Source organism: Paracraurococcus lichenis, from assembly GCF_030657435.1.
In the GTDB taxonomy this organism is placed as follows: domain Bacteria; phylum Pseudomonadota; class Alphaproteobacteria; order Acetobacterales; family Acetobacteraceae; genus Paracraurococcus; species Paracraurococcus lichenis.
In genome coordinates, this window is the sequence record NZ_JAUTWS010000009.1 from 98997 (window position 1) to 112583 (window position 13587).

7 protein-coding genes are annotated in these 13587 nt (G+C 71.9%); all 7 read right to left on the reverse strand.

The annotated features are described in order from the left end of the window. Positions 1-64: 64 nt before the first annotated feature. A complete protein-coding gene (locus Q7A36_RS11600; protein WP_305103854.1) occupies positions 65-1459 on the reverse strand; it encodes an alpha,alpha-trehalose-phosphate synthase (UDP-forming) in 1395 nt (464 codons plus the stop codon). 82 nt (positions 1460-1541) lie between these two features. After that, positions 1542-1925, reverse strand: a complete 384-nt coding sequence (locus Q7A36_RS11605) for a hypothetical protein (RefSeq protein WP_305103855.1) — start codon at positions 1923-1925, stop codon at positions 1542-1544. 55 nt (positions 1926-1980) lie between these two features. Beyond that, on the reverse strand, positions 1981-4011 hold the full coding sequence (gene malQ / locus Q7A36_RS11610; RefSeq protein WP_305103856.1) for a 4-alpha-glucanotransferase: 2031 nt from the start codon (positions 4009-4011) through the stop codon (positions 1981-1983). Positions 4012-4024: 13 nt separating this feature from the next. Then, entirely contained in the window at positions 4025-5824 is a 1800-nt protein-coding gene (gene treZ / locus Q7A36_RS11615; protein WP_305103857.1) for a malto-oligosyltrehalose trehalohydrolase, read from the reverse strand. Continuing rightward, positions 5821-7920, reverse strand: coding sequence for a glycogen debranching protein GlgX (gene glgX, locus Q7A36_RS11620; protein ID WP_305103858.1), 2100 nt, complete (start codon positions 7918-7920; stop codon positions 5821-5823). Before glgX ends, treZ begins: the two co-directional genes overlap by 4 nt. Positions 7921-8083: 163 nt before the next feature. Then, positions 8084-10240, reverse strand: coding sequence for a 1,4-alpha-glucan branching protein GlgB (glgB, locus tag Q7A36_RS11625; protein WP_370655660.1), 2157 nt, complete (start codon positions 10238-10240; stop codon positions 8084-8086). Continuing rightward, positions 10237-13548 (reverse strand): maltose alpha-D-glucosyltransferase, encoded by a 3312-nt coding sequence (treS, locus tag Q7A36_RS11630; RefSeq protein WP_370655663.1) that lies wholly within the window; start codon positions 13546-13548, stop codon positions 10237-10239. The genes glgB and treS overlap by 4 nt, the downstream gene beginning before the upstream one ends. Positions 13549-13587: the final 39 nt, after the last annotated feature.

The following is a 13587-nucleotide window of genomic DNA, read 5'->3' on the forward strand; positions in this document are numbered from 1 at the left end:
CGGCAGCGGCGGCGCCCGCTGCCCGGCCGGCGTCCCGTTCCGCCGCGAAACCCGGCGGGTCCGCTCAGGCCGTGCCGGCGACCGGTAGACGCTCCAGGTCCTCCGGCGCCAGGGCGCGCAGGAAGGTCTCGCCCCAGCGCTCCGGCGAGGTCTCGGCGATCGCCGCCCAGGCGTCCTGCCAGCGCGCCCGCCGCTCGGCCAGCGGCATGTCGAGCGCGGTGCAGATCGCCTCCGCCATCCCCTCCGCGTCATGCGGGTTGACCAGCAGGGCGGAGGAGAGCTGGGCGGCGGCGCCGGCGAAGCGCGACAGCACGAGCACGCCCGGATCGGCCGGGTCCTGCGCCGCGACATATTCCTTCGCTACCAGGTTCATGCCGTCGCGGATCGGCGTCACCAGCCCGACGCGGGCCAGGCGCATGAAGCCCGCCACCATGTCGCGGGTCTGCGGCCGCGCCAGCAGGCGCAGCGGTAGCCAGTCCGGCTCGCCGAACTCGGAGTTGATGGCGCCCGCGGCGGCGTCGATCTCCTGCCGCAGCCGGCGATAGGCGACGACATCCTCGCGCGAGGGCGCGGCGATCTGCAGCATGGTCAGGCTGCGGGCGGTACGGCGGGCGGCGACGCGGCGGAAGGCCTCCAGCCGCTCCGGCAGGCCCTTGGTCGGGTCCAGGCGGTCGACGCCGAGCAGCAGCGCCTGGCCGCGCAACGACTGCGCCAGCAGCCGCACCGGCTCGGCCGCCTGCTGCGCGGCCGCGGTCGCGGCGAATTCCGGCGCGGCGATCTCGGCGGGGAAGACGCCGAGGCGCACCGGGCGGCCGCCGAGTTCGAGCCTGTCCTCGCCGGTGCGCACCGCGCCGGCGAAGCCGATGGCGCTGGCCGCGAAGTTGTCGCGGTCCATCGCGGTCTGGAACCCCAGCAGGTCGGAGGCGAGGACATCCTGGACGAGGCCGCGGATGCCGGGCGCGACGGCCGCCGCCTCCGGCGCCGGGAAGGGCACGTGCAGGTAGAAGCCGGTCGGCCCCAGCACGCCGCGCTGGCGGAGCGCCCCGGGCAGCGACAGCAGGTGGTAGTCATGCACCCAGATGCGGTCGTCCCGGCGCAGCATCGGCACCAGCGCATCGGCGAAGCGGCGGTTGACCCGGCGGTAGATGTCGAGGTCCTGGCGCCGGAAGCTCATCAGGTGCGGCAGGCCGTGCAGCATCGGCCAGAGCACGCCGTTGCTGTAGCCGGTGTAGAAGCCGCGATGCTCCGCCTCGGTCAGGTCGATGGTCGCATAGCCGACGCCGCCGCGCTGGACCATGCTCGGCCCGGCCTGCCCCTCGGCGACGGCCCCGCTCCAGCCGAACCACAGGCCGCCGCGCCGCTGCATCAGGCCGAGCAGGGCGACGGCGAGCCCGCCCGCCTGTCCCGCATTGCCCTGCGGCACCGGCACCCGGTTGGAGACGACGACGATCCGGCTCATGCGCGGTTCCGTCTTGTCCGGGCAGGGCCGGGCCGCTCGCCCGCTTCCTGCGGGCAGGGCTCCTTGTGTTCGCCGCCTGGCATCATCCCACCTCCAGCAGCGCCACCGGGAGCCGCGCGAGCACCTGTCCGACGGACAGGCGGTCGCCGGAGGCGTGCGGACCCTCCCCGGTCAGCGCCTCCTGCCAGTGGCGTGTCTCCCATGAAGGCGGCAGGCGAAGATCGGTTCCGCTCCATTCCGCCGGCGGCAGCAGCGGAAGCGGCGCATCGCGCAAGCTTGTCGCGGGCAGCCGTGTCACCAAGACGAGTACAGAACGTCCGCGATGCTTGCGCAGGAAGGCGAGGACATGCCCGGTGAGCGGCCCTTCCGCCGCGACGGGCTGGCCGTCGCCCCCGGCGAAGAGCGCGCGATGCGCCGCCTTGTATGTTGGGCAAGCCGATTCAGACCTCCGGGCCATCCGGGGCACCCCACGAAGCGCCGCTTCGTGGCAACCCCTTCGGCCCTCCGGTCATCGGCGCGCCTCAGGCGCGCGGCCGCGCGCCCGCGAAGATCTCGAGCCGCCGCGACACCGCCGGGTCGTCCAGCAGCGCGCCGGCCTCGCCCGCGAGGCGCCGCCGCCAGTTCGGATGCTGGTCCACCGTGCCGGGCAGGTTGGGCTGTTCCGGCAGGGCCAGCGCATCCTCGAGCGGCAGGATGGCCAGCGCGCAATCGGCGCCGCCGACATGGGCGAGGGCGGCATCCACCACCGCCGGCGCCTCCGCCGTCTTCGGCCGGTCGCCGGTCGCCGCGCCGCTCTCGAGGAAGGCGGTCCAGAGCGCCGCGCGGTCCTGCGCGCGGCGCTCGGTCTCACGCGTCACCGTCTCTGCATCGGGGAAGAGGCCGAGCTCCTCCCGCCAGGCGATGTCGCGGCCCTGCCACCAGCCGACCACCGTCGGCAGGTCGTGGGTGGTGGTCATCGCCGTCGCGTTGCGCGCCCAGTGCGACGGGCTGTGGAAGCGCCCGTCCTGCCCCTGCTCGAACCACAGCACCTTCATGCCGAGGATGCCGGCCTGCTCCATGCGGTGGTGGAAGCCGTCCGGTAGGGTGCCGAGGTCCTCGCCGATGACGACGGCGCGGTGGCGATGCGATTCGAGCGCAAGCAGCCGCACCAAGTCGTCGATGGGGTAGCGGAGATAGGCACCCTCCGCCGGGCCGGCGCCACGCGGCACGACCCAGAGGCGCTGCAGCCCCATGGCGTGGTCGACGCGCACGCCGCCGGCATGGCGGAAGGCGGCGCGCACCAGTTCGAGATAGGCGCCGAAGCCGCCGGCCTTCATCTCGACCGGCGAGAAGGCGGTCAGGCCCCAGTCCTGCCCGAGCGGCGAGAAGACGTCGGGCGGCGCGCCGACCGAGACGTCCGGCAGGATGGCGCGCTGGTGCGACCAGGCATGGCTGCCGCCGCCATCCGTGCCGACGGCGAGGTCGGCGATGAGGCCGATGGGCATGCCCGCATCGCGCGCCGCCCGCTGCGCCGCGCCGCGGGAGGCATCGGCGAGCCACTGGCAGAAGGCGTGGAAGGCGACCTCGGCCGGGTTGTCGCGGGCGAAGCGCATCACGCCCGGACTGTCCGGCGCGTGGCACTCGGCCGGCCAGTCGCGCCAGTGCCAGAGCGCCGGGTCGCGCGCGAGCAGATGCGCGTGCAGCGCCTCGAAGCGCGCATGCGCCTCGAGCGCCGCGCCGGCCTCGTTGCGATACTCGACGAAGTCCGGGTGGTCGGCGGCCTGCTCGTAGAGCCGCCTGAGGCGCGCGAGCTTGCGGCGCGCCGCGGCGGGCCAGTCGATCAGTTCGTCGGCCGGGCCCGCATCCTCCGGGATCCGGTCGCCGAGCGCGGCCGCCGGATCGGCATGCAGGACATTGAGGAAGATGCGGGAAGAGGGCGAATAGGGCCCGTACTTCCCGAGATCGGCCGAGAACATGGCATGCACCGGGCTGACCGCGATGGCGGCGCAGCCGCGGCGGCCGGCGGCATGGGCCAGCGCCGCGACACCGCCGAAATCGCCGATGCCCATGTCGCGTGGCGAGCGCAGCGAATAGATCTGCGCCGCCAGCGCCCAGGGCAGACGGCCGCCATGTGCGGCCGCGCCCAGATCCTCCAGCGTCACGCAGCGCGGCGGGGCGGCGGCGACGATGCAATGCGCATCGTCGAGGTGCAGGCGGTGGTAGCCGGGGGTGGAGATGGCGGGCAGCCGCGCCTCGCCGCCCCAGCCGCGCTCCAGATGGCCCTCGATCCGGTCGCCGCCCTCGATCTCCAGCCGGAAGCGGTGGCCGACCGCGGCGCCGGGGATCTGCACGCCGTCCGGCCCGACGGTCATGGTGATCAGCGGCGGCAGGCGTTCGGCCAGGGCGGCCAGCGTCGCCTGCGCCTCCGCCGCATCCTCCGGCAGGCCCTGGGCGGCGAGGACGGCCCGCAGGGTCTCCGGCGAGACGGTCTTCTCCTCGCCATGCACGTCGCGCCAGGTGGTGGCGATGCCGGCCGCCTCCGCCATGGCGCGCAGTTCGGAATCGGTGGTCATGCGGATCCCCCGGTCATGCCCCGCCATCCTGCCGCGGCGGGTCGAGCAGGGCGACCGTGCAACGCGGGGGCAGGGTGCCGGTGCCGAGCGCCGCGGCCGCCCCTGCCATGCCCTCGAAGAGCGGCTGGCCCTTCGCGGCGCAGGCGGCCGGAGCCTCGCCGAGATTGGTGGCGATGGTCAGCAGGCTGCCGTCGCCGAGGCGCCAGCGGGCGAGCACGGCCTTCTCCCCGACCGGTTCGGCGCCGATGGCGCTGGCGCCGGGCAGGCGCGGGACGATGTGCTGCAGCCGCAGCGCGATCAGCCGCTTGTGCAGGGCGAGCACCGCGTCATGCGGCGGGCGCTGCGCCTCCGCCGGGTCGGGCACCGAGTCCAGGAAGGTGCCTTCGGCATTCGGGTCCGGGATGCGCTCGCGCTTCGCCGGGTCCTGGAAGGCGGCGAATTTCTGGAACTCCTTGCGCCGGCCGGCGGTGACCAGCGGCGCGAGTTCGGCATTGTGGTCGGTGAAGAAGAGGAAGGGGGCGGAGGCGCCCCATTCCTCCCCCATGAAGAGCATGGGGATCTGCGGCGCGAGCAGCAGCAGTGCGGTCGCCGCCGCGAGCGAGGCCGGGTCGGCGAGTGCCGCCAGCCGCTCGCCGAAGGCGCGGTTGCCGACCTGGTCGTGGTTCTGCAGGAAGAGCACGAAGGCGGTCGGCGGGAGATGGGCGGAGGGCTCGCCGCGCGGCGCGCCGAGGTGTTCGGACCGCTGGCCCTGGAAGAGGAAGCCTTCCGAGAGAACCTTCGCCAGCTTCTCGGCGCCGGACTCGCAAAAATCCTCGTAGTAGCCCTCGTGCTCGCCGGTCAGCAGCGGGTGCAGGATGTTGTGGCCGTCGTCGTTCCACTGGGCATCGAACTGGCCGGAGGGCGCCAGGTGATGCGCGCCGTTGCGCTCGTTCTCCAGCACCAGGTGGACGTGGCGATCGGGGATCTCGTGGCGGATGCGGGCGGCCAGCACGTCCAGCCAGTCGGTCTCGGCGATCGCGTGCACGGCGTCGAAGCGCAGGCCGTCGAAGCGGTACTCGTTCAGCCAGAACAGGGCATTGTCCTCGAAGAAGCTCCGCACGGGCTCCTTCCTGAAGTCGATGGCGGCGCCCCAGGGGGTGTGGATGCCCTCGTCGAAGAAGGGCCTGGCATAGGCGTGCAGATAGGCGCCGTCCGGGCCGAAATGGTTGTAGACCACGTCGAGGAAGACCATCAGCCCGAGGCCGTGCGCGGCATCGACCAGCGCCTTCAGCGCCTCCGGCGTGCCGAGGGCGGTGTCAGGCGCATAGGGCAGCACGCCGTCATAGCCCCAGTTCCGCCGGCCGGGGAAATCGTTGATCGGCATCAGCTCGATGGCGGTGACGCCGAGTTCCTTCAGGCGCGGCAGCGCCGCCTGCACGCCCGCGAAGCCGCCCATGGCGCCGGCATGGAGTTCGTACAGCACCACCTCGTGCCAGGGCCGGCCCTGCCAGCCCGCCTGCTGCCAGCGATAGGCGCGCGGATCGACCACGACGGAGGGATCGTGCACATCGCCCGCCTGCAGGCGGGAGGCCGGGTCGGGCACGGCGAGATCCGGCGAGACGCGGAAGCGGTACTGCGCGCCGGCGCCGACCGGCGCCACCACCTCGTGCCAGCCATCGCCCAGCGCGTTCATCTCCTGCGGCGCGTGCTGCTCCACCTCCAGCATCACCTGCGGTTCATCCGGCGCCCAGAGGCGGAAGCGGGTGCGGGGGATGTCGCCGGCGGCCTCCAGCAGCGTGGCGCCCCAGCGCGTCTCCTGCGCGAAGCGGCTCATGACAGCCTCGCCGCCAGCAGCACCGCGCCATGCGGGCCGACCGGCACCGCCTCGTCATGCACGGGCCTCTCCGGCCCGTCCGGATGCACGCTGTCCAGCACCAGCGTCCAGGCCAGCGGCGGCTTCGGCAGCGCGAAGGCATGCCCCGCCGCATCGGCATTCAGCAGCAGCAGCGTGACGTCCACGCCGCCATTCTCCGCCGCGGTGGCGCGGCGCAGCGCCAGGGTGCGGGCCGCGGGATCGTTCCAGGCCTCGGGGGTCATGGCTTTTCCATGCTGGTCGAACCAGGCAATGTCGTTCAGGCCGGGCCGGAGTTCCGTCACGCCGTGCAGGAAGATGGGCGGGCGAAGCGGCGGCAGGCGCTTGCGCAAGGCGATGAGCCGCGCGACGAAGCGCTGCAGGGCGCGGGCGGGCGGCGTCGCCGCGAGGTCCCAATCCACCCAGCTCGTATGGTTGTCCTGGTTGTAGGCGTTGTTGTTGCCGCCCTGGCTGCGCAGCATCTCGTCGCCCGCCAGCAGCATGGGCGTGCCGGCCGAGGCGAAGACGGTGACCAGCATGGCACGCAGCACGGCCAGGCGGGTGGCGATGATCTCGGGATCCGCCGTCTCGCCCTCCACGCCCCAGTTGCGGCTGTGGTTGTCGCCATGGCCGTCGCGGTTGTCCTCGCCATTGGCCTCGTTGTGCCGCTGCTCGTAGGAGACGGTGTCGAGGAGGGTGAAGCCGTCATGCGAGGCGGCGTAGTTCACGCTGGCCCAGGGCCGGCGGCGGCGGCGGTCGAAGAGCTCGGCCGAGCCGGTCAGCCGCGCCGCGAGGTCGCTGCGCATCCCGTCGTCGCCGCGCCAGAAGCGGCGGATGCCGTCGCGGAAGCGGTCGTTCCATTCGGCGAAGCCGGGCGGGTGGTTGCCGAGCTGGTAGCCGCCCGGGCCGATGTCCCAGGGCTCGCTGATCAGCTTCACCCGGCTCAGCACCGGGTCCTGCCGCACCGCGTCGAAGAAGCCGCTGCCCGGATCGAAGCCCGGCCCCTCCCGCCCCAGGATGCTGCCGAGGTCGAAGCGGAAGCCGTCGATGCGGTATTCCGTCACCCAGTAGCGCAGGCTGTCCATGACCATCTGCAGCACGCGCGGATGCGACAGGTTCACCGTGTTGCCGGTGCCGGTGTCGTTGATGCAGTGCCGCTCGTCGCCGGGGACGAGCCGGTAGTAGGAGGCATTGTCGAGCCCGCGCCAGGAGAGCGTCGGGCCGAGCTCGCTGCCCTCGCAGGTGTGGTTGTAGACGACGTCGAGGATCACCTCGATGCCCGCGCCGTGCAGGCGGCGGACGGCCACCTTCAGCTCGTTGCGCATCCACGACTCGATGAGGTAGCGCGGCTCCGGCGCGAAGAAGGAGAGGGTCGAGTAGCCCCAGTAGTTGCGCAGCCCCTTCTCGACGAGGAAGCGGTCCTGCAGGAAGGCCTGGATCGGCAGCAGCTCGATGGCGGTGATGCCGAGGCGCTGCAGGTGCTCGATGACGCGCGGGTCGGCGAGGGCGGCGAAGGTCCCGCGCTCCCGCGGGCCGATATCGTCCCGGCGCATGGTCAGGCCACGCACATGCGCCTCGTAGATCACTGTGCGGTCCCAGGGCGTGCAGGGACTGCGGTCATCGCCCCAGGCGAAGCTGTCATCCACCACCACGCCCTTCGGCATGGCCGGCGCGCTGTCGCGCCGGTCGAAGGAGAGGTCGGCGCGGCCGCCGCCTGTGCGGTAGCCGAACAGCACGTCGGACCAGCGCAGCTCGCCATGCATCTGCCTGGCATAGGGGTCGAGCAGCAGCTTGTGCGGGTTGAAGCGGTGGCCGCGCCGCGGCTCGTAGGGGCCATAGGCACGATAGCCGTAGATCTGGCCCGGCCGCGCCTCCGGCAGGTAGCCGTGCCAGACCTCGTCGGTGCATTCCGGCAGCGGCAGCCGCGCCACCTCCCGCCGGCCCGAAGGGTCGAAGAGGCAGAGGTCGATCCGCTCGGCATTGGCCGAGAAGACCGCGAAATTGACGCCGAGGCCGTCCCAGTTCGCCCCCAGCGGATCGGGCCGGCCGGGGAGCAGGCGGGTCGGTATCGGCGGCATGTCAGGGCGTGCCTGCGGTGGGTCTCGGGTCGGTCCGGCGGTTCTCTTCCGCCCCGGCGGCGTCAGCGGCCTTGCCGATGCAACCAGCATCGGCTGCGTCCGCTTCCTTGCCAGGACGAAAGATCACGCGCCAGCCCTCCGCCTCACCCACCGCAGACACGCCCTACCCCTGCGGCGTGAGGATCAGCGCGGCCAGCGGCGGCAGGAAGAGGTTCAGGCTGTCGCCGAAGCCGTGACTCGGGATGGGCTCCGCCTGGATCCAACCACCGTTGCCGCTGTTGGTCCCGCCATAGGCGGCGCCGTCGCTGTTCAACACCTCGTGCCAGGCACCGCCGCGCGGCACGCCGATCCGGTAGTCGTGCCGTGGGACCGGCGTGAAGTTGCAGACGACCAGCGCCGGCGGATCGCCCTCCGCGCCGAGGCGCAGCCAGGCGAAGACGCTCTGCGCGCGGTCGTCGCCGATCACCCAGCGGAAGCCTTCCGGCGCGTCGTCGCTCCGATGCAGTGCCGGGATGGACCGGTAGGCCTCGTTCAGGTCGTGCAGCAGGCGCTGGATGCCGCGGTGGCGCGCATCGTCGAGCAGCGGCCAGTTCACCGAGGCATCGTGATTCCACTCGGCGGGCTGGGCGATCTCGCCGCCCATGAAGAGCAGCTTCTTGCCCGGATGCGTCCACATGAAGCTGAGATAGGCGCGGAGATTGGCGAATTTCTGCCACTCGTCGCCCGGCATCTTCCCGAGCAGCGAGCCCTTGCCATAGACCACCTCGTCATGGCTGAGCGGCAGGATGAACTTCTCGCTCCAGGCATAGACCAGGCCGAAGGTCATCTGGTCGTGGTGGTAGCGGCGGTTGACCGGGTCCTCCTCCATGTAGTGGAGGCTGTCGTGCATCCAGCCCATGTTCCACTTGTACTGGAAGCCGAGGCCGCCTTCCTGCGTCGGCCTGGTCACGCCGGGCCAGGCGGTGCTCTCCTCGGCGATCACCACCGCGCCCGGGCAGCGCTCGGCGACGACGGCGTTCATCTCCTGCAGGAAGGCCACGGCCTCGAGGTTCTCCCGCCCGCCATGGCGGTTCGGGATCCACTCGCCGGCCGGGCGGGAATAGTCGCGGTAGAGCATGGAGGCGACCGCATCCACCCGCAGACCGTCCACATGGTAGTGTTCCAGCCAGTGCAGCGCGCTGGCCAGCAGGAAGCCGCGCACCTCGTTGCGACCGAAATTGTAGATCGCGGTGTTCCAGTCGCGGTGGAAGCCCTCCCGCGGATCGGCATGCTCATAGAGGGCGGTGCCGTCGAAGCGGTAGAGGCCATGCGCGTCGGTCGGGAAATGCGCCGGCACCCAGTCGAGGATCACGCCGATCCCCGCGGCATGGGCGCGGTCGACGAAATGCGCAAAGCCGGTCGGCGAGCCGAAGCGGGCGGAGGGTGCGAACATCGACAGCGGCTGGTAGCCCCAGCTTCCGCCGAAGGGATGCTCCATGACCGGCAGGAACTCGACATGGGTGAAGCCCATGCCCTGGACATAGGGGATCAGCCGGTCGGCGAGGCGGTCCCAGTCCGGCGCCTCGCCCTCGGCATCGCGCCACCAGGACCCGGCATGCACCTCGTAGACCGAGATCGGCGCGTCCGGCGCCTGCGCCGCGCCGCGGCGCGCCATCCAGGCCTGGTCGGACCAGGCGAATTCCGCCGGGTCCATGACGCGCGAGGCCGTCGCCGGCGGATGCTCCGTCATCAGCGCCAGCGGATCGGCCTTCAGCGGCAGCACCTGGCCGTCGGCGCCGAGGATCTCGTACTTGTAGGTCGCACCCGGCAGCAGGCGCGGGATGAAGAGCTCCCAGGCGCCCGCCTCGGCGCGCCGCCGCATCGGGTGGCGGCGGCCGTCCCAGCCATTGAAGTCGCCGACGACCGAGACGCGCCGGGCATTCGGTGCCCAGAGGGCGAAGCGCACGCCGGGGATGCCATCCACCGTCATGGCCTGGGCGCCGAAGACCTTCGCCAGCTCGAAATGCCGGCCTTCGGCAAACAGGTAGATGTCCATGTCGCCGAGCAGCAGGCCGAAGCTGTAGGGGTCCTCCGTCTCCTGCGGCAGGCCCGGCCACTCCACGCGCAGCCGGTAGGGCACCTGGCGGGAGACGCGGCCGGCGAAGAGGCCGGCGGGGTGCACGCGCTCCAGCCGCCCCAGCTCCTCCCCGCCCTCGCGCGCCAGCACCGTCACGCCGCGCGCGCCGGGCTGGAAGCTCCGCACCTCCCCGTCATGCGGGCCGAGCACCGCGAAGGGGTCGCCATGGTGCCCGGTGGCCAGCGCCTCGTAAGCCTGCATCATGCCGTGATCCGCTCCGCCAGCGCCGCCAGGCCCCGGAGCGGGACTCCGATCCAGGCCGGACGATTCGCCGCTTCATAGCGGATTTCGTAGGCTGCCTTCTCGATCAGGAAGAGGTCGGTCAGCGCCTCCGCCGCATCGGTCGGCACCCAGGGATGCTCGGCTGCCTCCTCCACCGCCCGGTAGGCCCGCAGGAAGGCGCGCTCGCTCTCCTGCTGCCAGCGATGGATCAGCGCCGTCCGCCGCTCGGTCGGCGCGGCGGCGGAGGCGCCGGAGGCCTCGGTCGCCGCCGCGACATGCGCGGCATAGTCGAAGCTGCGCAGCAGGCCGGCGACGTCGCGTAGCGGGCTGCCCTTGGCGCGGCGTTCCTCGAGCGGCCGGGCCGGCTCGCCCTCGAAATCGACGATGACAGCATCGCCCTGCGCGACCAGCACCTGGCCCAGGTGGAAATCGCCATGCACGCGGGTCTTCAGCGCGCCCTCGGCCGACTGCGCCAGGCGGTGGCAGGCCGCGCGCAGCGCATCGGCCCTGGCCAGCAGGCGCTGCGCCTGCGGCGCCGCGTCCTCGGGCAGCGCGCGGCCCCGCAGCAGCTCCAGCGCGGGCTCGAGCTGCGCCAGCGCCCCGGCCGCCCAGCCGGCGCGGTCCTCCTCCGTCGCGCGCTCCGGCGCGAAGGCCGGATCCTCGCTCGGCCGCGCCAGCGCGGCATGCAGCTCGCCGAGCCGCTGGCCGAGCGCCGTGGCGAAGGAGAGATAGCCGGCGAAGGGATCCTCCGGCGGCGTGTCGGTCAGCGCCGCCTCGTCCACCGCGCGGTGCAGCCAGTCCGAGGTCCAGCCCCAGCCATCGCCCTGGTTGCGCACGAAGCCCTGCGCCAGCATCAGCGTATTCGGCGTGCCGTCGGGGGCGATGCGCACCACCTCGCCGAGCAGCGGCGCGGTATTGGTGAAGCCGAGCTCCGTCAGGTGGCGCGTCACCTCGGCCTCCGGATGGATGCCGGGGGTGAGGCGGCGGATGATCTTGAGCACCACCTGCTCGCCATAGATGAGCGAGGAGTTGGACTGCTCGGCCGAGAGCCGGCGGATCTCCGGCTTCTCCGGCAGCGTCACCTCGGCGAGGCGGGACGTCGCGCGGAAGCGGATCTGGCCCTCCTCGGTCGGCAGCACGGCGCCTTCCCGCAGCGCGGTCAGCACCGCATGTGGCGTGCGGTCGTCCGCGAAGGCATCGGTCAGGTAGCCGACGCGCCGGCCCTGGCGGAGGCGCGACAGGGCAAGCTGCGCGGCGAGCGGGCCGACGCCCTCCGTCTCCTCCACGCCGGCCAGCGGCAGGGCATAGCGTTCGGTGCGGCCGGGCAGCCGCGCCTCGACCTCCGCCATGATGACCGCGCCCTTGGCCTCCGGCAGGGCGGCGATGGCGCCGATGCGCACGCCCTCGAGCCTCTCCCCCTTGGCGGAGAACCAGCGCCGCTTGGGCAGGTATTCCGGCAGCACGTTCTGTTCGAGATCGCCGCGCACGGCGACGCCGAGGAGTTCCTTCACATCGGCCTTCAGGACAAGGGTGCGGAGGTCCGGCAGCGGCGCCGGGGAGGGCGAGTGCCAGGGCGGCAGCGCCTTCTCGCTGGCCAGGACGAACCAGTAGAAGCCGTAGGGCGGCAGGGTCAGCAGGTAGGGAAGCTGGCCGATCGGCGGGAAGCTGGTGCCGCCCAGCATCTCCACCGGCACCCGCCCGGCGCAGCCCGCGAGGTCGAGCTCGACCGCCTGCGCCGAGCGGGAGAGGTTGAAGACGCAGAGGATCGTGTCGTCCTCATGGTCCCGGATATAGGCGAGGACCTTGCGGTTGGCCGGATAGAGCAGGCGCATGGAGCCGCGGCCGAAGGCCTTGCTGCGCTTCCGCACCGCCAGCATGCGGCGCATCCAGTTCAGCAGGGAATGCGGGTCGCGCGACTGCGTCTCCACATTCACCGCCTGGTAGCCGTACATCGCGTCCTGCAGCGGCGGCAGAACCAGCGCGGCGGGGTCCGCCTTGCTGAACCCGCCATTGCGGTCCGGCGACCACTGCATCGGGGTCCGCACCCCGTCGCGGTCCCGCAGGAAGATGTTGTCGCCCATGCCGATCTCGTCGCCGTAGTAGATCACCGGCGTCCCGGGCATCGACAGCAGCAGGCCGTTCATCAGCTCGATCCGGCGGCGGTCGCGCTCCAGCAGCGGGGCGAGGCGACGGCGGATGCCGAGGTTGATGCGCGCCCGCTTGTCGGCGGCATAGGTGTTCCAGAGATAGTCGCGCTCCCGGTCGGTCACCATCTCGAGCGTCAGCTCGTCATGGTTCCTGAGGAAGATGGCCCACTGGCAGCCCTCCGGGATGTCCGGGGTCTGGCGCAGGATGTCGGTGATCGGGAAGCGGTCCTCCTGCGCGATGCCCATGTACATCCGCGGCATCAGCGGGAAGTGGAAGGCCATGTGGCATTCGTCGCCGGCGCCGAAATACTGCTGCGTGTCCTCCGGCCACTGGTTGGCCTCGGCCAGCAGCATGCGGCCGTGATAGTCTTCCTCCAGCTTGGCGCGGATGCGGCGCAGCACCTCGTGCGTCTCGCTGAGGTTCTCGTTGTTCGTGCCCTCGCGCTCCACCAGGTAGGGCACGGCATCCAGCCGCAGCCCGTCCACCCCGATGTCGAGCCAGAAGCGCATGACGTTCAGCACTTCCGACATGACCCGCGGGTTGTCGAAATTCAGGTCCGGCTGGTGGCTGTAGAAGCGGTGCCAGAAATAGGCCTTGGCCTGCTCGTCCCAGGTCCAGTTCGACTTCTCGGTGTCGAGGAAGATGATGCGCGTGCCCTGGTACTTCTGGTCGGTGTCGGACCAGACGTAGTAGTTGCGGGCGGCGGAGCCGGGCGGGGCGGTGCGCGCCTTCTGGAACCAGGGATGCTGGTCGCTGGTATGGTTGATGACCAGCTCGGTGATCACCTTGAGGCCGCGGGCATGCGCCTCCCGCACGAAGCGGCGGGCATCCTGCAGCGTGCCGTAGCTGGGATTGACGCTGCGGTAGTCGGCGATGTCGTAGCCGTCGTCGCGCAGCGGGCTGGGGTAGAAGGGCAGCAGCCAGAGCGTGTCGACGCCGAGCTCGGCGATGTAGTCCAGCTTCTGCAGCAGCCCGGCGAAGTCGCCGATGCCGTCGTCATTGGCATCGAAGAAGCTCTTCACATGGAGCTGGTAGACGACCGCGTCGCGGTACCACAGCGGGTCGCGCGGCGGCACGGTCGGCTTCGGCGCGGCGCGCCGCGCCGGCTGCGGCAGGGTCGCCGCATCCGGGTCGCGCAGCATCCCGATCTCCCCGTTGTCGCGGGCTGTCAGGCCGTTGTC

Excerpts from the sequence above, each read along its gene's own strand:
- glgB (WP_370655660.1), bottom strand. The coding sequence starts at position 10,240 with ATGATGCAGGCTTACGAGGCGCTGGCCACCGGGCACCATGGCGACCCC.
- glgX (WP_305103858.1), bottom strand. The coding sequence starts at position 7,920 with ATGCCGCCGATACCGACCCGCCTGCTCCCCGGCCGGCCCGATCCGCTG.
- treZ (WP_305103857.1), bottom strand. The coding sequence starts at position 5,824 with ATGAGCCGCTTCGCGCAGGAGACGCGCTGGGGCGCCACGCTGCTGGAG.
- treS (WP_370655663.1), bottom strand. The coding sequence starts at position 13,548 with ATGCTGCGCGACCCGGATGCGGCGACCCTGCCGCAGCCGGCGCGGCGC.
- malQ (WP_305103856.1), bottom strand. The coding sequence starts at position 4,011 with ATGACCACCGATTCCGAACTGCGCGCCATGGCGGAGGCGGCCGGCATC.
- Q7A36_RS11600 (WP_305103854.1), bottom strand. The coding sequence starts at position 1,459 with ATGAGCCGGATCGTCGTCGTCTCCAACCGGGTGCCGGTGCCGCAGGGC.